This is a genomic window from Gemmatimonadota bacterium (assembly GCA_030747075.1).
Classification (GTDB): Bacteria; ARS69; ARS69; order ARS69; family ARS69; genus ARS69.
Genome location: JASLLL010000004.1, coordinates 48390 through 68715 on the forward strand (window position 1 = coordinate 48390; position 20326 = coordinate 68715).

General features: G+C 65.7%; 17 protein-coding genes. 9 read left to right on the plus strand and 8 right to left on the minus strand.

From position 1 onward, the window contains the following. Positions 1-23: 23 nt before the first annotated feature. Complete coding sequence (locus tag QF819_02275) at positions 24-1022, minus strand: PDZ domain-containing protein (GenBank protein MDP6801986.1); 999 nt, start codon at positions 1020-1022, stop codon at positions 24-26. A gap of 576 nt (positions 1023-1598) precedes the next feature. Here QF819_02275 and QF819_02280 point away from each other — a divergent pair. The 4 genes from QF819_02280 (at position 1599) to QF819_02295 (ending at position 5890) form a co-directional block, all read left to right on the plus strand. Beyond that, positions 1599-3116, plus strand: coding sequence for a T9SS type A sorting domain-containing protein (locus QF819_02280; GenBank protein ID MDP6801987.1), 1518 nt, complete (start codon positions 1599-1601; stop codon positions 3114-3116). Positions 3117-3216: 100 nt separating this feature from the next. Further along, complete coding sequence (locus tag QF819_02285; protein ID MDP6801988.1) at positions 3217-4527, plus strand: sialidase family protein; 1311 nt, start codon at positions 3217-3219, stop codon at positions 4525-4527. 86 nt (positions 4528-4613) lie between these two features. After that, complete coding sequence (locus QF819_02290) at positions 4614-5420, plus strand: enoyl-CoA hydratase-related protein (protein MDP6801989.1); 807 nt, start codon at positions 4614-4616, stop codon at positions 5418-5420. Between the two features lie 5 nt (positions 5421-5425). Next, complete coding sequence (locus QF819_02295; protein ID MDP6801990.1) at positions 5426-5890, plus strand: hypothetical protein; 465 nt, start codon at positions 5426-5428, stop codon at positions 5888-5890. Here QF819_02295 and QF819_02300 read toward each other — a convergent pair. Further along, positions 5887-6963 (minus strand): pyridoxal phosphate-dependent aminotransferase, encoded by a 1077-nt coding sequence (locus tag QF819_02300; protein MDP6801991.1) that lies wholly within the window; start codon positions 6961-6963, stop codon positions 5887-5889. The genes QF819_02295 and QF819_02300 overlap by 4 nt on opposite strands. A 162-nt stretch (positions 6964-7125) precedes the next feature. Here QF819_02300 and QF819_02305 point away from each other — a divergent pair, with 162 nt between their 5' ends. Then, the gene (locus QF819_02305; GenBank protein MDP6801992.1) at positions 7126-7314 is read left to right on the plus strand and encodes an Rdx family protein; all 189 of its coding nucleotides are present in this window, start codon (positions 7126-7128) and stop codon (positions 7312-7314) included. 8 nt (positions 7315-7322) lie between these two features. Then, complete coding sequence (locus QF819_02310; GenBank protein ID MDP6801993.1) at positions 7323-8885, plus strand: bifunctional UDP-sugar hydrolase/5'-nucleotidase; 1563 nt, start codon at positions 7323-7325, stop codon at positions 8883-8885. Here the strand turns inward: QF819_02310 and QF819_02315 are convergent. The 3 genes from QF819_02315 to QF819_02325 all read right to left on the minus strand — a co-directional run bounded on the left by QF819_02315 (position 8877) and on the right by QF819_02325 (position 12372). After that, entirely contained in the window at positions 8877-9458 is a 582-nt protein-coding gene (locus tag QF819_02315) for a TIGR00730 family Rossman fold protein (GenBank protein MDP6801994.1), read from the minus strand. The two genes, QF819_02310 and QF819_02315, sit on opposite strands and share 9 nt — an antisense overlap. An 84-nt stretch (positions 9459-9542) precedes the next feature. Further along, positions 9543-11873, minus strand: a complete 2331-nt coding sequence (gene hypF / locus QF819_02320) for a carbamoyltransferase HypF (GenBank protein MDP6801995.1) — start codon at positions 11871-11873, stop codon at positions 9543-9545. A 28-nt stretch (positions 11874-11901) separates the two neighbouring features. Continuing rightward, positions 11902-12372 (minus strand): cyclic nucleotide-binding domain-containing protein, encoded by a 471-nt coding sequence (locus QF819_02325; GenBank protein ID MDP6801996.1) that lies wholly within the window; start codon positions 12370-12372, stop codon positions 11902-11904. A gap of 222 nt (positions 12373-12594) precedes the next feature. Here QF819_02325 and QF819_02330 point away from each other — a divergent pair, with 222 nt between their 5' ends. Continuing rightward, the gene (locus QF819_02330) at positions 12595-13191 is read left to right on the plus strand and encodes a cysteine hydrolase family protein (GenBank protein ID MDP6801997.1); all 597 of its coding nucleotides are present in this window, start codon (positions 12595-12597) and stop codon (positions 13189-13191) included. On the opposite strand, the gene QF819_02335 is transcribed toward QF819_02330, so the two are convergent. The 3 genes from QF819_02335 to QF819_02345 all read right to left on the minus strand — a co-directional run bounded on the left by QF819_02335 (position 13136) and on the right by QF819_02345 (position 16348). Next, the gene (locus QF819_02335; GenBank protein ID MDP6801998.1) at positions 13136-14263 is read right to left on the minus strand and encodes a peptidylprolyl isomerase; all 1128 of its coding nucleotides are present in this window, start codon (positions 14261-14263) and stop codon (positions 13136-13138) included. The two genes, QF819_02330 and QF819_02335, sit on opposite strands and share 56 nt — an antisense overlap. Positions 14264-14375: 112 nt before the next feature. After that, positions 14376-15368, minus strand: a complete 993-nt coding sequence (selD, locus tag QF819_02340) for a selenide, water dikinase SelD (GenBank protein MDP6801999.1) — start codon at positions 15366-15368, stop codon at positions 14376-14378. Between the two features lie 59 nt (positions 15369-15427). Further along, entirely contained in the window at positions 15428-16348 is a 921-nt protein-coding gene (locus QF819_02345) for a hypothetical protein (GenBank protein ID MDP6802000.1), read from the minus strand. A gap of 419 nt (positions 16349-16767) precedes the next feature. Here QF819_02345 and QF819_02350 point away from each other — a divergent pair, with 419 nt between their 5' ends. Together QF819_02350 and QF819_02355 are read left to right on the plus strand one after the other, a co-directional pair. After that, complete coding sequence (locus tag QF819_02350) at positions 16768-18573, plus strand: tetratricopeptide repeat protein (GenBank protein ID MDP6802001.1); 1806 nt, start codon at positions 16768-16770, stop codon at positions 18571-18573. Positions 18574-18653: 80 nt separating this feature from the next. Beyond that, complete coding sequence (locus QF819_02355; GenBank protein MDP6802002.1) at positions 18654-20312, plus strand: electron transfer flavoprotein-ubiquinone oxidoreductase; 1659 nt, start codon at positions 18654-18656, stop codon at positions 20310-20312. The last annotated feature ends 14 nt before the right edge of the window (positions 20313-20326 follow it).

Genomic DNA, 20326 nt, shown 5'->3' on the forward strand with positions numbered 1-20326 from the left:
AGGCCGACATACGCAGAGCAAGGCTACTCCTTGGAGCGCTTCTCCCACTTCTCGACCAGTTCGGCGACGAGCTTTTCCAACTCCTCGACGCGTCCGGCAATGTCCCCGGAGAGTTCCTCCCCGAGAAGTTCCAGCTCCTCCAGGTTGATATCGAGATCCAGCTCCTCTCCGAGTTCCTGAATCTTCGCGAAGACCCGGACCTTGCCCGGGCCACGGCTGTCGCACTTCGCGCTGGCTCCGCCGTGCTTGCCGGATTCGCATCCGGGATGCCCGCCGCCGGGTCCGCCGTGCTTGCCGGATTCGCATCCGGGGTGCCCGCCGCCGGGTCCGCCGCGCTTGCCGGGTCCGCATCCGGGGTGCCCGCCGCCGGGTCCGCCGCGCTTGCCGGATTCGCACCCGGGGTGCCCGCCGCCGGGTCCGCCGCGCTTGCCGGGCCCGCATCCGGGGTACCCGCCACCGGGTCCGCCGCGCTTGCCGGGCCCGCACTCAGCCTTGCGGGTGGCGAGCTCCACCTTGTCGTCCCGGGACTTTCCCTTGCGGAGCCAGGCGATACTCACTTCATCTCCCGCCTCGCGGGATCCCACGAGCTGTCGAAGCGTCTGCGGGTTGAGGATGGTCTTGCCGTCCACGCTTCGGAGGACATCGCCGACCCTCAAGCCGAGTTTCTCGGCCGGAGTGTCCGGGAGGACCCGAGTGACGAGCGCCCCCTCACCGTTGTCCGCGCCGAAGAACGAGCCGAGGTCTCCCTTCAGGCAGTCGATTTCAACGCCCAGGTACCCCCGGTTTGCGCCCGCGTGATGGTCCCGGCGTTCAGGGTGGCCTTCGCCGGAATAGGATTTACAGACGATCGTCCGAACCCCGCCGGCACCGTCCGCGTCCTCGCCGATTACGACCTCGACGGTCTTTTGGGTGGAAGTGGCTTCGGAGGTTGGGGAATCGGCGGCGCTCGCGGCCGAAATCGTCCAGAAAGCGGCGCAGACCACCATCAGGAGGATTGTGGATACTCGAAACGGAGACTTCATGGCTTCTGCCTTTCGTCCTGGGTTTGTGTGACTGCCTCCCCCTATACCCCCTCTGGGCGCAGAAGTTCGACTGTGTTCTGAAGATTGTTGTTGGGCAATGGGGCCACGGCGTGCCGGACCCGCGCTGATCATCGGCCCTGCCGCTTGCCTCCTCGGCGGCGCATCTCACCAGGACCCAATGGGTTGAGCTCTCAGGGGCCCCGGTCACGGCCCTCTGTGCGCCAGACGGCCCCCGGTCGGCCCCCCCGGGGGGAAGAGGCCCGGCCTCAGGATGAAGGCGGAATCGGTCCCCGGACTGTCCGAACCCCCCCCATCCCGGCTTCCTTCGGTCGGATTCCAGGCGGGGCCAGCCGCGGTCGTGCCTGCATAACCTCCAACCCAGACGGAAGTTAGCTCAATGAAGAGAAGCCGGTCGGGGCGCGGGACAAAAACAACAATCTTAGGAACACCCCCGTTTTTCTCCCACGGCGTGAAAAACCGCTCCCGTGCCGTGTCCCATGGTGGGAATCCAGGCCAGCCGCCCCTTGGATTCGTCGATAGTCCGGCCCGACGGTCGGGAAAGCAGGAGGAACCATCATGCGGAACATCACTCTTCTGGCACTTTTGCTGGCACTGACGCTCTTCTCCTCATCCGCGTGGGCGCTTCGGGCTCCCGTGTACTTCACCGTGGAGAGCGACGGACAGGGATTCCTGTCCCCGATCAACAATGAAGTCATGGCCTTCTCTCCCGACGGGGCCGAGATTTTCCATTCCTCCCAGTACACGCCCACCGGGTGGCCGGACCGAAACAACAGGCTGGTTCAGTTCTCCTTCTGGATGGGCCTGAGCCATGAAGACGAACTGGACGCCATGTCCTGGGGCTTCGATCCGATCGAGCCCGTGGATCAGGGGAGTGGAGATCAGCCGCTGAATCGGGATGTGTTCTTCTCGGTGGACCGGAAGGCTGTCGGTACCCCGGGTTCCTGGCCGCCGGATGTCTTCACCGAGGCGGGCATGGGGCAGGCCCCGGGAGACATCTACTTTACACTGCGAAACGACAACGGGTTTGCCATCGGGAACCACCTGGGAGTTCCCGAGATCATGCTCGGACTCGGCACGGGCACACAGACCGAGACTCCGGACGAACTGGACGGCTTCGACTTTGGCAAGCAGCACGATGAACCAAGGCCGCAGGAAGGCCCGTTCCTGTACTTCTCGCTGAATCGCGTGTCCTGCGGGCTTCCGGGAAATGCCGCATGGACGGAGTGCGCGTCCTCCGGCCCGCCGGAGCAGGCCGCCGACATCTTCATCACCAACTTCAGCGGATCGCACGGCCTCTTCGCGGATGAGAAGTCGATGGGCCTCGACGGCAACGACGACAACATCGACGCCTTCGCGCTCTACGACTGGGGTCCGGAAGGTCAGCCCAACGGGATCCTGGATCGGGGGATGGACCAGATCTGGTTCTCGGTCGACGGTGTCGGGACCTGGGGACTTCCCGGGACGGCCGTGAACACCGAGTGCACAGCCGGGAACTGCGCCGGAGACATCTTCTGGTCGGACTTCACCGGCTACAACCTGAAGGTGCTGGACGGCTTCCAGCTTGGGCTGGTGGAGCCGATCCCCGCGATTCCCCTCCAGGAGGACGAAGACGATCTCGATGGGCTGGATGTGGCGTTGATTCTGGATACGGACAACGACCACATCCCCGACCTGGTCGACAACTGCCCGTACACCTTCAACCCGATGCAGGGAGATGCGGACCTCAACGGGGTGGGAGATGTGTGCGACACGACCTCCACGACCGGCGTGGACGAACTGATGGGTGGAGCGGACATGGAACATGGCCTTCATGAGGCTTCGCCCAATCCGTTCGCGCGGTCAACGGAACTGTCCTTCGCGCTCGCCGCGGAGGGTCACGCGACGCTCGACATCTACAATGTGAGCGGTCGCCACATGACGCGACTCGTAGACGAGAACCTCGCCGCCGGTGGACACACAGTCAACTGGAACGGCATGGACGAATCGGGGAGTGCGGCTCCGGCCGGAGTGTACTTCGCACGGTTCGTCACCGATGGAACCACGGAAACCAGGAAGCTGATCCTGATCAAATAGGGGGGAGGGAGACGCTTCCTGTAAGCGGCGCCGGGGGGAGACTCCCGGCGCCGTAGTGCGTTAGGGTGCATTCCTCATCAGGTCGGTTCCGGAGGGTCCCGTGCTTCTGTCCCCGCTTCTCGTGATCGTCTCCACGCTCCTGCCCGCACCGGAGTCGCCCGCGTCGGCGAGTGGCCCCGCACTGGCGTGGGGTGCGCGGGGCGAGATGATCGTTGCGTGGGAGTCCGGGCGCGGCGCCGCGCGCGACATTCTCTTCCGTCGGTTGGATGCGGACGGCGGCCCGCTCGCCCCCGTGCGCCTGGACGAAGACGGGGACGCGCGTTCGCTGGAAGTGCGCCTTGCGGCCGGGTCGCGAGGTGTGGTTCACGCCACCTGGCAGGACTCGCGGGCGGGACTCGACGACATCTTCCACCGCCGGTCTCCGGATGGCGGGCGAAGCTGGCCGGATCCGGCCACGCGCGTCGATACCACGCCGCGGGGATCGTCGGTCTCTTCGCTTCCCGCCATTGCGACCGACGACCGCGGGACCGTGTGGGTGGCGTGGGAGGATCTGCGGAACGGGCGGCGCGACCTGTACCTCAACCGGTCGACCGATGGCGGGGTCTCCTGGCGCGCAGAGGATGTACGGATCGACTCCGACCTCCCGGGCGCGGCCGACTCGTACCACCCGCACCCGGTGGCCCTTCAGGAGGGGCGCGTGCTGCTTGTGTGGTGGGACGAACGAGGCGCGAAGGTGAGCGTCCTTGCGCGAACGGGTGGCGGCGTTCCCTTCGCATGGGACGAACCGGAGGTGCGCATCGACCCGGAATCCGCGGCCGGGCGGGAAGTGGCGGTGTCCGTCAGCGATGTCGGGGCGGTGGCGCTGGCGTGGGAGGAGGGGCTCGCCGAGGCGACTGTTGTGGCGGTCCGCGTCTCGAAAGACGGCGGGTCCACCTGGAGAGAGGTGGCGCATCCGTCGCAAGGTGATGGCGCCGTCTCCCGACCCTTTCCCGCGTGGTCAAGCGACGGCGCACTCCATGTCGCCTGGCGGGAACAGCGTGCCGGGGGGGCGCAGATCCTCCACAGTCTCTCCGGGGACGGCGGAGAGTCGTGGACCCCGCCCGCGCCTCTCTCCGGGGTTCCGCCCGGGGGCAACGCCATGCGCCCCCTTCTTGCGGAAGGGGGAGGGCGGCTGTGGGCGGTCTGGACGGAACGCGAGGCGGGCCGGTCGCGGATTGTCTTCCGCTCCGGAACTGGCGACGGCCGTCGCTGGGCACCGCAGGAAGTCGTGGCGGGAGAGGCCGGAGCGAGCGCCGATTCCCCGCGGATACTCGTGGCGGCGGATGGGGCGCTGCGGATGGTCTGGCGGTCCGTGGGAGCGCCCGGGAGCGGGAGCCTGCGCCTTGCCCGGATACCCGCCCCCGTGGAGTGACGGCCGGGCGCACCGCCCCCTTCCCGGTCGTGGATTGCGGTCTGCCGCGCGTTCGTGCAATCCTGCGGGCACGCGAAAGGAGCGACATGTCGGAAGCCGAACGAGCGGACAGCGCCGTCTCTCTGGAAGTTCACGACGGAGTGGCGATTCTGGTGATGGATCGCCCCGACGCCATGAACGCGGTCGACATCCGTATGGCCTCCCAGCTGGCTTCCGCGCTGGAGGAGGCCGTCTCGGACCCGTGTGTTCGCGCCGTGCTACTCACCGGAACAGGTCGTGCCTTTTGCTCCGGCGGAGACATCCGGGCGATGGCCTCCGCGCTGGATGCCGACCCGCGCGCGTTCTTCGCGGAACTGACGGACAGCCTCCACGCCATCACCCGGTCGCTTCAGTATGCACGCGTTCCGACGATCGCCGCAGTGAACGGACCGGCTGCGGGCTTCGGGTTCGGGCTGGTGCTCTCATGCGATCTTGTCGTTGCCTCCGAGCGCGCGACCTTTTCGATGCTGCACGGACAGGTCGCTCAGATACCCGATGGGGGAGGCTGGTACCTCCTGCCGCGGGTCGTTGGGCGCAAGCGGGCGCTGGATCTGTACCTGACCCGGAGGGTGCTGGACGCGACAGATGCGGAACGCTGGGGGATCGTCTGCCGCGTGCTCCCCGCGACGACCTTCCGCGAGGTCGCCATCGGTTTTGCGCGGGAGATCGCGTGCGGTCCGACGGTGGCCTACCGCGAAGCAAAGCGGCGCATGGCGGAAGGATGGGATCAGCACCTCGACGATTATCTGGACGCGCAGCGAGAGGCCATTGTGGCACTCGGCGGCGGCCGCGACTTTGAAGAAGGCGTCCGCGCGTTCTTGGAGCGGCGCCCACCCGGGTTCCGGGGAGACTAGCCGCCATGCAGCCCAAGGACCGAACGGTGCGCGCGCTGGCGGCGGATGCCGGAGTCCCCGCGCGCGAAGCGGTGCGCATTCTCCGCAAGGGCGGGTTCAAGGTGAGCCACCCCAGCGCCCGCGTCTCGGGCGTGGATCTGAAGCGAGCGCGTGAGGCTCTGGGCCTGCGTGGGCGGGCGCGTCAGGCAGGTGCCGACGCGCGTGTTCTGACGCGCGAGGAACTCACCGACCGGATTCTGAAGGGGCTCTGGGTAAAGAAGAAGGTGGCGAAGAATCGCACGACGGCCATTGAGAACAGCTGGGGGCGGAGTGTTCCCTCTCACCAGAAGGGGCAGGCGCAACAGCTGGTCGAGGAGTTCCTGACGGCGGGCCTCATGGGCGAGAAGATGAGTCAGGGTCGGCGCCATGTCTGGATCACCGGGGAGGGGGTCGCGTTTCTGAATCCGGATGACGGGAGTGACGCAGCCTAACCGCGCCTCTCGTCCAGCGCTTCGCCCAACCGGTGAAGTGCGCCCCGGACGGTCTCTTCCTGTCCGCCGACGCTGACGCGAACCCACCCGGGCTGGCCGAAGTGCTCTCCGCCGGCGACCACCACGCCGCGTTCCGCGCTCAACCGTTCCGCGAAACTTGCCGTGTCCGGCACATGGCGAAGACGCAGGAATGCGTTGATCCCCGCCGCCGGACGAACCCAGCTGACATCGTCACGGGATTCGATCCACTCCGACAGGGCCGCCGTCCCGCGCATCGCGGCTTCGCGTGCCTTCCTTCGGAACGACTCGCGATCTGCAAGCACTCTCACCCCGGTGGCCTGCGACCCATGAGAACCGTCCACCGCCAGATAGAACGAGAACTCCTTCACCGGCGCGAGGGCTTCCGGATTCCCCAGCACCCACCCGACACGCAGCCCGCCGAAACCGTATACCTTGGTGAGCGAAGCGGTTGAGAAGAAGTTCGGTGAATAGGCGAAGCCGGGCCGTGCGCTCTCGGCGAAGTCGAGAAAAACCTCGTCGAGCAGGACACGGAAGTCCCGTTCGGCTGCGAGTTCCGCAAGGCCCGTGAGGAATGTGTCCGTGAGATCCGCACCGGTCGGGTTGTGGAGGCGCGTCAGGACGACGGCCGCGACGGGGGTGCGCGTGGCACGCTCCACCTCCGCGAGCGAAGGTTGCCACCCGTTCTCCGGGCGTCGCGGAATGCGTTCCACGGCGGCTCCGTGAAAGCGCGGGATCTCGTGCAGCGGCGGATAGGTGGGAGTCTCCACGAGAACGCGATCGCCCGGGCCGGCGAGGGTCGCGAGGACGGCATAGTTCGCGAGGCTGGTGCCTTCCGTGACGAGCACTCCATCAAGGTCCGCGCCGTACGCTCCTGCAACGGCAGTGCGCAGTTCCTCCAGACCGTGGAAGTTCGGGCCGCCGTACCGGGCGGGTGAGGGCGGATACTCCTCCGGGGACGGCGCGGCCATCCCGCTTGCTCCGAGGCACCACTTGTGGGCGCGAACATGTCTCTTGGCCCAGTGCATGAACCGGAATGTCTCTACTCGTCTCACGGAGCCTCCCATCGCGCGGACATCTTGCCACGGGAACGGCCGGTGCGTAACCTGCCCTGATCTGAAATCTCACCCGAACCGATCCCCGGTTCGTTCATCCCCCCAGGAGGTCTTGCCATGAAGGTGTCCATTCTCTTTTGCCAGATGTGAAACTACGAACCCATCGCCGCCAGTCTGGCGGCCGCGATCAAGGCGGCGTTCCCCGCCAGTGTGGAGCAGATCCCCGGATCCGGTGGTGTCTTCGATGTCACGGTCGACGGCAGGCTCATCTACTCGAAAGACGAGACGGGGCGTCACATCCGGGACAATGACGAAATCCTGGACATCTTGCGCGCCGGGAAGGGTGGCTGATCAGCGACATGACCGGATCCTCCCCGGAAGGGTGCCTGACGATCGTCTTCACCGGAGACCTGCACGGACGGGTCAGCGGGACGGACCCGTACACTCTCCAGCCCTTTCCGGGCGGGGCGGCCCGCGCCGCGACCCACATTGCCGGAGTTCGCGAGAGAGATCCTGAAGCGGTCTTTCTGGACCTCGGGGATCTGGTGCAGGGAACGCCGATGTCGACCGATCACGCTCTGGGGCGAGGGCTTGGCGGCCCGCACCCGATGCTTCGTATTCTGCACGAACTGGGGTGCGACGGCTTTGTCATCGGCAACCACGAGTTCAACTTCGGGATGCGCTGGGTCGAGGAGTTCCGGCGGACGGCGCGCTTTCCTGTACTCGCGGCGAATGTGCTTGGCCCGGACGGTCGGCCGGTCTTCCAGCCCACGCTCATGCTGGAGCGCGGGGGCCTCCGCGTGGCGGTGCTGGCCGTCACGACGCCGCAGGTTCCGCGCTGGGAAGAGCCGTCCAATATCGAAGGCCTGATCTTCCGCGACGCCACCGAAACCGCACGCGAGTGGGTGCCGAAGTTGCGGCGCGACGCGGATGCGGTGGTGGTGGCCGCGCACATGTCGTGGGAAGGCGTGACGGACGGCGGGCTGGAGACCCCCGAACCGCCGGAGAATGATGTCGCCCGAATGGTCCGTGAAGTTCCGGGGATCGACTGCATTCTGATGGCGCACACGCATCGAGTGGAGGAAGGAGCGCGTCGCGGAGGGACACTGGCGGTGCAGGCCGGGTGGGGGGGGCGCGCCGTCGGTGAGGTGCGGCTCGAACGCGATTCGCACGGTGTGATCCGGGCGTCATCGATCGTCCATCAATCCAGACTGGATACGCCGACAAGCGCGGCGATTCTCAATCTGGCCGCATCCGAAGAGGAAACAGCGCGTCTTCGTCTGGACCAAGTGATCGGTGAGGCGTCCGGGGAGTTTCACGCAAGGGGAGTTCGTCACGGAGAGACTCCGCTTCGAAGTCTCCTGCACCGCGCGCAACTGGAAGCGTCCGGGGCGGATCTGTCATCGGCCGCGCTCTTCCGTGAGGAGCAGGTCATTCCGCCGGGGCCGGTCACCGTGCGGGATCTCTACCGGATGATCCCGTTTGAGAATCGGATGGTCGTGGTGGAAATGGATGCGGGCGGGGTTCGCGAATACCTGGAGGAAACGGCGCGCGCCTGGGCCGGGCCCGGACAGAACGGGGAGCCCGCGCCCCTGAACCCGCGCTTTCACCTCTACAATCACGACACCATTGCCGGTGTGGAGTACCAGGTGGATCCCGCACAGCCGGTCGGGAGCAGAATCCGGGATCTGACTTTTGGCGGGGAGAAGGTGCCCGCGCGTCAGAAGTTCACACTGGCTACCACAAACTACCGGGTGTCAGGCGGCGGGGGATATCGTGTGCTCAAGACCGCGAAAGTGTTGCGCCGAACGGGCGATGAGATTCGCGATCTCGTGATCTCGTATGTTCGCAGGCACGGCACCATTGACCCGGTGATGCCGGGTGCGTGGCGGCTTGTCGGATCTCAGTCCGGATCAGCCTGACGAATCCGATTCCCACTTGTCCGGAACATCCACAGGGACATAGCGGTCCACGAACTCCAGCGCCTTCTCCGGAGAACCCGCCAAGTGAAGAAGCGCGCGGTGCTCCGGCTTCGCAAAGTCTCCCGCCACCATCTGGTCCAGGAACGAGAGGAACGGATTCCAGTAGCCGTCCACATCCACCAGCGAAATGGGTTTCTTGTGCAGTTCCAGCTGGCGCATGGTCAGGAGTTCCGCCACTTCCTCCAGCGTGCCGAATCCGCCCGGCAGTGCGAGGAACACATCGGAACCCTTGATCATGGTGATGCGGCGCTCCTGCATATCCTTTGTGACGACGGTTTCATCCGACCGTTCGAAGGTGAGGCCGCGGTCATGGAACATCTGCGGGATCACGGAGATCACGCGTCCTCCGGCGTCTTTCACTCCCATGGCAAGGCGGGCCATGGGGCCGGTGTTGCCTCCGCCATAGACAAGCGTGTTCTTGCGATCGCCGAGGAGACGGCCGAGTTGTTCAGCGGCTTCGAAGTAGACCGGCTTTACGCGGTCGCTGGATGAGCAGTAGACGCAGACATTCATGTTCTCTCCACGGTGGGGTCAGGGGCGCTCCGCAGGATAGCCGATTGAACGGATTCGGCAAGGGGCGATCCGGCGAATCCGCCTTCAGTCGCCCGGCGCGGAACGGGTTGCGGCGGTGCGTGCTGCGGCGACGCGGAGTTGCCCGACGGCAATCCCGCCGTCATTGGGGGGAATCCCGTGATGGGAGAAGACCCGGAACCCCCCGGCAGACAAGCGGGAACGGACTTCCCGCTCCAGACGGAGATTCTGGAAGCACCCGCCGCTGAGAACGACCCGCTCGATCCCCGCAATGCGCGCGGCTGCCAGTGCCGCGTTGGCGAGTGCATCGTGGAACCGCGCCGAAATCTCGCCGATGCTCGCCCCTTGGCACGCGTCTTCGACGATGGCACGAACGGTCGGTCCCCAGTCGATCATGGCGATTCCTCCCGGGCCGCGATCCTTCTCCACCGGCATCGGGTAGGCGGCGGCCTTTCCGGGAGCATCGTCCGCCGCGTGCTCCAGTGCCATCGCGGCTTCGGCCTCGAAGGAACTCACCTTGCGAAGTGCGGTCAGTGCCGCGACCGCGTCGAAAAGTCGACCCATGCTGGTGGTCACCGGCGCGTGGATCCCGCGTTCCAGCATGGCGAGGAGCGCGTGGGTTTCCTCCGACTCGAAGAGGCCGACCGGCGGTTCTGCGCTGGGACCGTCCAGTTCGTGAAGGAGGCCGAGCGCGCTTCGGCGAGGTTCGCGAACCGCGGCGTCACCACCCGGGAGACGAAAAGGCCGGAGCGTGGCAACTCTGCGGAAGCCTTCGACCGTGCACGCAAGGCACTCGCCGCCCCAGATGGTTCCGTCGGTGCCGAAACCCGTGCCGTCCCACACCAGCGCGAGCACCTCGCCCTCCAGTTCATGCTCGGTCATGCATGCGATCGCATGGGCATGGTGGTGCTGTACGGAGATTCGCGGGATGGCGAATCGTCCCGCGAGAAGCTCCGCATGGCGCGTGGAGGGATAGTCCGGGTGGAGATCGCACGCGATGATCTCCGGGGTGACCTGATAGAACCGGAGCAGATCGTCCACGGTTCTTGCGAACAGATCCCGCCCGCCGGGGCTCTCCAGATCTCCGATGTGCGAACTGACGACGACCCTTCCTCCGACGGCCAGGGCGATCGTCGACTTCAGGTGCCCGCCGAGTGCGAGGACGGTGCAATCCGGGCCGCGAACCGGGAGCGGGCGCGGTGCGAACCCGCGCGCCCGCCGGAGGAGCGCGACTCCGCCGTCCTTCCACCGCGCGACGGAGTCGTCCACGGCACGAACGATGGGACGGTCGTGGGTCAGGAACCGGTCCGCGATGCCGTTCAGACGCTGGACCGCCTCTCCCGTCTCCGTACACATGGGTTCTTCCGAGAGGTTCCCGCTTGTGCAGACGACCGGGCGGCTCACGACGCGCAGCAGCAGGTGGTGGAGCGGCGTGTACGGAAGCATGAGGCCGAGTTCGGGATTCCCCGGGGCCACCGCGTCCGCGATCCGCCCGGCGGCGTCACCCTTGCGGCGAAGCAGAAGGATCGGCGCTTCCGGCGATTCCAGCACGCGCGTCTCGTCGTCGGAGACGGTGCAGAGCTCTCGCGCCGCCTCAAGATCGACGGTCATCACGGCAAACGGCTTGGCCTCCCGTCGCTTGCGTTCCCGAAGCCTGAGGACGGCGTTTTCGCCAGTCGCGTCGGCCAGCAACTGAAACCCGCCGATTCCACGGAGGGCGAGAATGCCGCCTTCAAGGAGTACGCCTCCTGCCGCATCCAGCGCGGGTTCGTCGGTGGCGAGCGGCGCCCCCGAGGCATCCAGAAGCTCCAGGCGAGGCCCGCACGCCGGGCAGGCGATCGGTTGCGCATGGAAGCGACGGTCGAGCGGATTCTCGTACTCCGCCCGGCACTCCGGGCACATGACAAACGCGGCCATGGAGGTGGCGTCTCGATCGTACGGGAGGTTTTCGACAATCGTGAGGCGCGGGCCGCAGTCGGTGCAGTTCGTGAAGGGGTATCGGTGGCGGCGCTCCCCGGGAGTGGTGATCTCCGCAAGACACGCGGGGCAGGTGGCGATATCCGGAGGGATGGCGGGCCGGGCTGCGCCGCTGTTCTCGCTTTCGACAATGAGGAAGGACGGTGGCCGGGTCGCGTCGTCCCGCTCCCGCACGGGCGTGATCTCCACCGATTCCACGCACTCAACGGCGGCCTGGGGCGGAGCGGAGTCGGCCAGTTCCGCAAGGAACGACCCCACGGCGGCGCCGTCTCCTTCCACCTCCAGCTTCACGCCGTCCGGGCCGTTCAGCACCCACCCTTCCAAACCCCGGGCGACCGCGATCCGATAGACAAACGGCCGAAAGCCCACGCCCTGCACCACGCCGCGCACGCGGACGGCGCATCTCCTTCGTAGCGTCACCCGGGAACCACCTCTCTCCGGGGCGTGTTCAGGACGCGTCCCGCGCCAGATTCCGCATACGGGTCCGCGACCAGTGGAGTCTTTTCTGAAGGACATGGAGGAATCGCTTCAGGAGTTCGTACCCGAGTTCGGGGTCATTCTCGCAGTGTGCGCGCAGGTAGTCGCCGTCGAGCGTGAGCGTCTTCGTGACCGTGACGGCGCGTGCGTCGAAGTGCCAGTTGTAAGGCGCCACGAGCCAGCCCCAGCCGATGACTTCACCCTCTCCCAGAGCCGCCACCTGAATCGGCCCGCGTTCCTCGATGTGTGTCTCCAGCGACACATGGCCATGCCGGACGAGATACCAACTGTGGGCCTCTTCTCCTTCCCGGCCGAGGAAATCTCCGGGCTGGAAAGTCACCGTTCTGGCGCACCCGGAGAGGAACGACAAGTGCCGGTCCGCGAGACCATGCAGGAACGGATGATCTCTCAAGAGCCGTTCCACATTCTCGTTCGCATTCATGGAGACTCCTTTCCTGCGGGGGGTGCGCCCGACCCGGGCATTACTCCCCGCCTGTATCGGAGATTACCCCTTCGGGCCGCAGCGGCAAGGGCGAAGCGTCGTTGCCCTGTGGAAGGCGCGGAGAGGGGTTGCGCGATCCTCCTTGTATTCATGCTCCTCCGTGCCGATTGTGGCAGGGTCGTGCCGTCCCCCGGAACGATCTCAAGAGAAACGAGGTGTCCCGTGGATTCAGGCAAGTCTGCTCTCATCCTGATTGGCTACCAGAACGACTATTTCGCTCCGAACGGAATCCTCCACCATGTGATCGAAGAGGCGTCCCGTGTGTCGGGAGTTCTTCAGAACACGCTGGACCTGGTGGAGCGCGTCAGTTCGACCGACATGCTCATCGTCTCCACCCCGATTCTCTTTACCGAGAACTACGAAGAACTGGTGGACCCGGTGGGGATTCTCAAGACCATCAAGGAAGTGGGCGCGTTCCGTGAGGACACGCAGGGTGGAAAGACGATCGATGAGATCGCCCGGTTCGGCGATCGCATTGTGGAGGTTCCTGGAAAGCGGGGACTGAACGCCTTTTCCAATACCGAACTGGAGGCACTCTATGTCCGGGTACACGGAGGAGAGGCTGGGGAGGTCTGGCGCGGGCGGTCAGGGGACGGCGTTTCTGCGAAAGCCGTTCACTCCGGCGGAACTGACGCTGACCGTGCGTCGGGTTCTGGATGCGGCCGCCCCGGGAGCGCCCTGACTCCCGGGGCAGGGCCCGCGACTACTGGACGGCCAGCAGTTCCACCACGAAGATCAGCGTGGCGTTCGGCGGGATGACGCCTCCGGCTCCGCGGGGTCCGTAGCCCAGGTCCGGCGGGATGAAGAGAACGCGCTTCTCGCCGGGCTTCATCTCCAGGAACGCTTCGTCCCAACCGGGGATTACGCGCCTCACTCCGATCTGCGTGTCGAACGGCTGACCCCGATCGACACTGGAGTCGAACTTCGTTCCATCGAGAAGATAGCCGGTGTAGTGGGCGGAGATGGTCTGTCCGCTCTCCGGGGAAGCCCCCTCCCCTTCTTCGAGAACGACGAACTCCAATCCCGTCGGCGTGGTCTGGCGCTCGTCGAGATTCACGCCCAACTCCGCGCCGAGCTTGTCAGTGAACTGCTTCTCCATGGCGGCTTTCCTTTCCGTCGCGGCGGCGCGAATCTCGTCTTGCCTTGCGAACGCGGCCGCGGCGTCAAATGCTTTCGCGCTTTCCCCGGTCCGGACGATCCGAACCGAGTTCGCGACGATGTCCGTCACCGGCGTCGAGTTCTGGCTTCCCTTCATGGGCACTTGTCCCATGCCGAGGACGATATCCAGCCCCATCACGCACTCCCCGAAGACCGAGTGCTTGTCGTCGAGCCAGGGTGTGGGGACATGGGTGACGAAGAACTGGCTGCCGTTCGTTCCCGGGCCGGAGTTTGCCATGGAGAGGATGCCCGGCCGGGCGTGACGGAGGGCCGGATCGAACTCGTCGATGAATCGATATCCGGGATCGCCGCGTCCGTTGCCGAGCGGGCAGCCGCCCTGCGACATGAAGTCCTTGATGATCCGATGGAAGCCGAGGCCGTCGTAGAACGGCCGTGTTGTCATCTCGTGGGTCTTCGCGTCCTTGAACTCCTTGGTGCCTTCCGCCAGTCCGACGAAGTTCCCGACCGTGACGGGCACCTTGTCGTAATGGAGGCGGCAGACAAAGTCGCCGACCGTGGTTTCGAAAACGGCGTAGATTCCGTCGGGTGCGGTGGCCTCTTCCACCGTGGTCGGTTCGGCTGCTGCGTCAGAGGGAGGAAGGGCCGACGCGGCGCACAGGACCGCAAGGCCGGGAAGCAGGGTGCGGGTTCGGACAAGTCGCGGTGCGGACATGAGCACTCCTTGTGAAGGTCTCTTCGAAAGGGCGGGACAGCACACGAGACCGGGTGGTCTGTCGCAATAGTGCGAATCGGGCGGACATTCTACCCGCGGACGGGCGGGGACGCTACTCCTCGACGAGGATTCCGTCGCCCTCCGTGATCTCGCCGATGACGGCCGCCGCCGGCGTCGAGGCAGCCTCCAGGCGAGCGAGGAGGTCGTCGGTGGTGCCGGGAGGTGCCACGAGCAGGAGACCGCCGGAGGTCTGTGCGTCCGCAAGAACAAGCTGGTCGGCCTCTTCCACGCTGTCGGAGAAAGCGACACAGCCCGAGAGTGTGCGAAGCGTTTTCCGGGTCCCCCCGGGCGCGACTCCATCGGCGGCCAGATCCCGGGCTCCATCGAGAACCGGCACACTCCCGACAGAGACCCTTGCGCCACATCCGGAGGCTTCCAGCACCTCCGTCAAGTGCCCGAGAAGTCCGTATCCGGTGACATCGGTGGCGCAGACGATCCCGGTCTCCGTCAGCGCGCGCCCCGCCTCGCGGTTGAGTGCCGCCATGACGCGAATGGCCTCTCCGGCGCCGGCCTCGTCGATGCGCTCCTGCTTGAGCGCCGTCGTGATGATCCCGGTGCCGAGCGGCTTCGTGAGAATGAGCCGGTCCCCGGGCCGCGCTCCCTCCTTCCGCGCGATCTTCTCCGGATGCACCCGGCCGACGACCGCCAGCCCGTACTTGGGCTCCGGGTCATCCACCGTGTGCCCTCCGATGACCACCGTGCCCGCTTCGGCAGCTTTTGCCGACCCGCCTTCCAGGATGTCGCCAAGGACCGACAGCGGAAGCTCTTCCGACGCGGCGGGGAACGCAACGATGTTCATCGCAGCGAAGGGTTCTCCCCCCATGGCGTACACATCGGAGAGCGCGTTGGCGGCGGCGATCTCGCCGAAAGTGTGCGGGTCGTCGACGACGGGGGTGAAGAAGTCGAGCGTCAGCACAAGTGCCAGATCGTCGGAGATCCGGTAGACACCGGCGTCGTCCGGCGCCGCGGTTCCCACCAGAACGGCGGGGTCCGTGTGGGGCGTGAGACGGCGCAGAACCTGCGCGCGAAGATCGGCCTGACCGATCTTCGATGCTCAACCCGCGCAGTGGGAGTATGCGGTGAGGCGAATCTTCCGGGAAGGAGTCACGGGCGATCTCCCTCCGGAAAGAGGTCGGTGGTGGTCTCGCACTCCACGGGAGCTTCGCTGCGCGGGATCTCACCGACGGGTGTGTCGAGGGCCGGCAGTGCGGGAATGGCGATGGAGCCTTCGCTCCCGCCGCGCACTTCGGCGAGCCTTCGCGAGAGGATGGCGTCGCCGCGCACGGGGCTCTCGAACACGAGATCCGCGGTCCCCGCAGGTGCGCGCCGGAAGTCCGTGGTGTCCCGGAAGCCGGGTCGGAGGTTCACATCCCAGGGGCGCATTCCCGAAGCCGTTCGGATTCCGAGGACGCGGACGGTGTCTTCGCCTCGATTGTGCAGGTGCAGTCCGTGGTCGTCCCAGGTGACGGACAGGTGCGCACCGGTGGTTGTTCCCGGGCAGAGCGGGAGGTTCGTCTCTGCGGGCAGGACCGCGTCCGCGAGCGCGAGAAACTCCGGGTCATACGAAATAAGAAGCCCGCTGGCGTAGAGTGTGCGGTCTCCCCGGGAAACCTCCACCGCGACGCGCCGCCCGAGATACCGGAAAAGAAGTGGCTCGGCAGTGAGCGGATCCTTGCGAAGAAGTTCGCGGACGGTGCGCCCCAGGCGAGCGCGCCACGACGGATGAGCTGCGCGCCAGACCTGCGCGTCTCGCCGTTCGCGGAAGTCGTCCGTCCAGAGAGTCTCGGGACGAAGGATGGTACGAATGCGGTCGATTCCTGATCGGGTCAGGAGACGGCTTGACTCCACCGTATCGGACCCCACGGTGCGTGGTTCGTCGTAGACAACCTCCAGTCCGCCCGCCACGACATGAAGGACCCCGGTGATCCACTCGCCGCCGGTGAGCTGCATCTGAACGGAGTCAGCCTGAAAGAGACGAAGCGGGGAAGAGGCCCATTCGCCTCGCGGGAAATCCGGTCCCTTCACGATCCACCCCCCCTGTCACGCGTGCGTGCGCAGTGTCTCCCCCCTGGGACCGGACTGTCAACGGAAGCGGTGAATGTGCGCACCACGCCAGAGGCGACGCCCGGACGCTACCGGGCGGTCCCATTCCGCAAGAATCGCGATGGCGTATGTTGCGGGATACTTGCGCTTGTTTATTGCGCGATCGGAGTGCGTGCCGCCGCGGTGCGGGCCTCCCTTTGTGCGCGAAGAAAACCGCCGTGTCATGTTCGGTCAGAATGCGGGACTTCTTCCAACGACGGCGCGTTGCGAACACGAAAAACCGAGTCTGCGCGCGGGGTTGCGCGTGTTTCCGCTTGAGAACGGTATGTCGGAATCGGTAGAGTCGGAGCAGTCGCACTCATCCGTTTTTCTTTCGTGACCGCCAGCAGTTGTGAGGTTTCATGAAGCCGAGTGTCGGGGTGCTCCAGTTCGCTGCGGTGTGTCCGGAAAGCGACGAAGCCTCTGTCGGCCGGGGAATCACCCGGCAAGTAGCCCAGAGACTGGCGACCATTGCGGAACTGGAAGTCAGTTCCATACTCCTGGGACGCGAAGCGCTGCCGCCGCCCGCGGAATCGGATGCCGCGCCCTCTTCTTCCTCCATGGCAGCCCGGACGCCGGCGCTTTTTGTCGCCGGTCTCGGGAAGGAGTGCGATTCCGACTTCATACTCGTAGGGCGCGTACACATTCATGACGGGTTGATCATTCACTTCCGGGTCTTCGAGTCCCGGTCGGGCCGGTTGATTCACTCCGGGTGTGTGTCCGGCGTCCGGACCGGTGTGTTCTCAGTGCTGGACGAACTGGCACTGGAGGCGGGGCGGGCCATGGGGTTCATTCCGGACTCTTCCGAAGGGTTGTGGCCGGAGCCGGAACCGGTGGACTTTGAGGCGTTTCTGGAATACTGCGCGGCTCAGGAAGAAGAGCAACCGGAGGCGGTTCGCGACCTTCTCGACCGGGCCCTGGCGGTTCAGCCCCACTTCCGAATGGCGTTGTTCGAGCGAATGCAGGCGTGCTACGGCGTGGATGATCCGGCCGGGCTGGTTCAGGTGGTCGACGCCTATGTCAACGCCCGGCCCGAGGACACCGAGGTGGTTCTGACGGCGGCGAACCTCTGTCTGTCGTACGGAATGGTGGAAGAGGGGATCGTCTATGCGAAGGCCTGTCTCGCCCGCTCACCGGAAGATGTGGAGGCGCGTGTTCTTCTGGCCCGGTTCCTGTTCGACCGGGAAGACCTTCAGGAAGCGTCGTCCCATCTGGAGGTGGCGCTGTCCGCGCAGACCCGGACGGTGGACGGTGCGTACGCGCTTGGCCGGTACTTTCTGGATCTGGGGCAGTACAAACGCGCACAGGTTTTTCTGGAAGAATGTCTGGAGATGGACCCCGGTTCCTATGTGGTGCTTCGCGATCTCCAGTGCTGCTACTACGAACTGGAGGAGTTCGAGCGTGGCGTGGAAGCCTGCGAGAGCCTTCTGGAGGTGGATCCGTCGGACGCGGGCACCTGGTACAACCTCGGGCTGATCTATCAGAAGACAGGTCGTATCCCGCTGGCCGTGAAACACCACGAGGAGGCGCTTCGCCACGATCCTGAGTTCACCAGGGCCGCCACGATGATCGCCGAATGCTACTACCGAATCGGGGATTACCGAAAGGCGCTGTCGCGGTTCCTTGAGGCAGCCTGGCAGGGTCCGGATCATGGGGGCGGATGCGGGCGGATTGGCGACTGTTACTTCGAACTGGCGTCCATGGAGGAATCGCTCCTGTGGTACGGACGGGCGGAAGAGGCGGACTCCGCCTGGAGCAATCCCCGGCACGAGCTGGTGAAGGGGGCCGCCGCACTCACGGACGGAGATGTCGATGCCGCACTGGCACGCTTCGCAACGGCGACGCGCTCGGCGGATGATTGCCCCGTCATGCTGAACGACATCGCATGGGTGCTGCTCGTGTCCGGGCGCCCCGCGGAGGCTCTTCAGACGCTGGAGTATGCGCTGGAATCGGACCCGCAGAACCCCACGCTTGTCGCGAATCTACTGTCGTGCTGGGAGCACATTTCCGCATCCGGAAGGCTGTCGTCCCGTCTTCTGGGAATTGTGCGCCGTGCCCGCGCCCGTCAGGTCGACCTCACCCGTCGGGCACTTGTGCCGAAGGCCCCCGCCCGGATCGTGGAGAGAACCGACCGGCCATCCTTGACCTGGCACGGTCTTCGCGGCTAAACCTCGGGGGAGTTCGCCCGCCTGCGGGCGGAAGCGCGGATCCACTCTCGGGGGAAGCGATGCCACCGTCACGCGAAGTGATGCCCGTCGACATACTGTTCGTTGGCGCCGGGCCGGCCAGCCTTGCTGGCGCGTACCACCTCCTGACCCTTGTCGAGAAGCACAACGAGTCCGTCGCGTCCGGTGGCGGAAAGGAAATCGGCCCGTTGGAGATTGCGATCCTGGAGAAGGGATCCTCCATGGGCGCGCACGCGATCTCCGGTGCCGTCATGGACCCGAGGGCGCTTGCCGAGTTGATTCCTGACTTTGAAGAGGCGGGGTTTCCGGCGGAGTCACCGGTCACCTCCGATGAAGTTCGCGTTCTTTCGGCGAAGGGGGGGTTCCGACTTCCGGCCGTCCCGCCGACCATGCGCAATGATGGAAACTATGTGGTGAGTCTGGGGAAGGTGGTGTCCTGGCTTGCGGAGAAGGTGGAGGAGAAGGGGGCGTTCATCCTTCCCGAGTTCCCCGGGCGGGAGCCGATCTTCGACGGAAGCCGCCTGTCCGGAATACGGACGACGGATCGCGGGCTGGACAAGGAGGGAAACCCGAAGGGAAACCACCAGCCCGGAGCGGACATCACGGCGCGGGTGGTGGTTCTTGGGGAGGGGCCGCGCGGGTCGCTGACGAAGCAACTGATTGCGCGGCACGGTCTCGACGAAGGAACGAACCCGCCGGTCTTCGCAACCGGAGTCAAAGAAACCTGGCGGCTCCCGGAGGGGCGGATCGAACCGGGAAAGGTGATCCATACAATGGGTTACCCGCTGGACTCCAGCACCTACGGCGGCGGTTTCATCTACGGGGGTGCGGATGGGATGGCGGCCATCGGATTCGCCACCGGACTGGACTACCACCATCCGGCGACGGACCCGCAGGCGGAGCTGCAACGATTCAAGGAACATCCGTTTGTGGTGGCACTTCTCGAAGGCGGGGAGATCGTCTCCTTCGGGGCCAAGACGATTCCCGAGGGCGGGTGGTTCGCCATGCCGAGGCCGTACTTTGACGGGGGGATGCTCATAGGGGACTGTGGCGGGTTTCTGGATCCGTCACGGCTCAAGGGCATTCATCTCGGCATGAAGAGTGGAATGCTCGCCGCGGAGACGATCCTGGAAGGGTTGATCGCGGATGACTTCTCCGAAAGCCAGCTGGCGGGCTATCGACAGCGGATCGAGGCATCGTGGATTCGCGAGGAGATGTGGAAGTCGCGCAATTTCCATCAGGCAATGGACTCGGGACTCTTCGGGGGGATGGCGCGCATCGGTATTCAGATGCTGCTGGGCGGTCGGGACATCCGGGGAGACCGGGTCTCCGCCGCGCCCGGGCACACGCACATGAAGAGGCTGTCCGAAGCCGGAGGAGATCGCGCGCGGCCCACGGTGGACAACGAACGGATCTTCGACAAGCTGACGAATGTTTTCCACTCGGGGGCCATTCACGAAGAGGACCAGCCGGTGCATCTGGTCGTGTCGGACCTGGACATCTGCCGGACGAGGTGCGCGGAGGAATACGGGAATCCGTGTCGGTTCTTCTGCCCGGCGGATGTCTACGAGATGGTGGAGGAGGATGGCGGGGGGCTGGACCTGCGGATCAACGCGTCGAACTGCGTTCACTGCAAGACATGTGATGTGATGGATCCGTACCAGATCATCACCTGGCTGCCTCCGGAAGGCGGAGGCGGGCCGTCGTACAAAAACCTCTGATGTCGCGGCGCGTC

What these genes read in the sequence shown, in the direction of transcription:
- QF819_02275 (MDP6801986.1), bottom strand. Translation starts at nt 1,022, where the DNA reads ATGAAGTCTCCGTTTCGAGTATCCACAATCCTCCTGATGGTGGTCTGC.
- QF819_02350 (MDP6802001.1), top strand. Translation starts at nt 16,768, where the DNA reads ATGAAGCCGAGTGTCGGGGTGCTCCAGTTCGCTGCGGTGTGTCCGGAA.
- QF819_02280 (MDP6801987.1), top strand. Translation starts at nt 1,599, where the DNA reads ATGCGGAACATCACTCTTCTGGCACTTTTGCTGGCACTGACGCTCTTC.
- QF819_02335 (MDP6801998.1), bottom strand. Translation starts at nt 14,263, where the DNA reads ATGTCCGCACCGCGACTTGTCCGAACCCGCACCCTGCTTCCCGGCCTT.
- QF819_02315 (MDP6801994.1), bottom strand. Translation starts at nt 9,458, where the DNA reads ATGAATGTCTGCGTCTACTGCTCATCCAGCGACCGCGTAAAGCCGGTC.
- QF819_02290 (MDP6801989.1), top strand. Translation starts at nt 4,614, where the DNA reads ATGTCGGAAGCCGAACGAGCGGACAGCGCCGTCTCTCTGGAAGTTCAC.
- QF819_02295 (MDP6801990.1), top strand. Translation starts at nt 5,426, where the DNA reads ATGCAGCCCAAGGACCGAACGGTGCGCGCGCTGGCGGCGGATGCCGGA.
- QF819_02310 (MDP6801993.1), top strand. Translation starts at nt 7,323, where the DNA reads ATGACCGGATCCTCCCCGGAAGGGTGCCTGACGATCGTCTTCACCGGA.
- QF819_02325 (MDP6801996.1), bottom strand. Translation starts at nt 12,372, where the DNA reads ATGAATGCGAACGAGAATGTGGAACGGCTCTTGAGAGATCATCCGTTC.
- QF819_02355 (MDP6802002.1), top strand. Translation starts at nt 18,654, where the DNA reads ATGCCCGTCGACATACTGTTCGTTGGCGCCGGGCCGGCCAGCCTTGCT.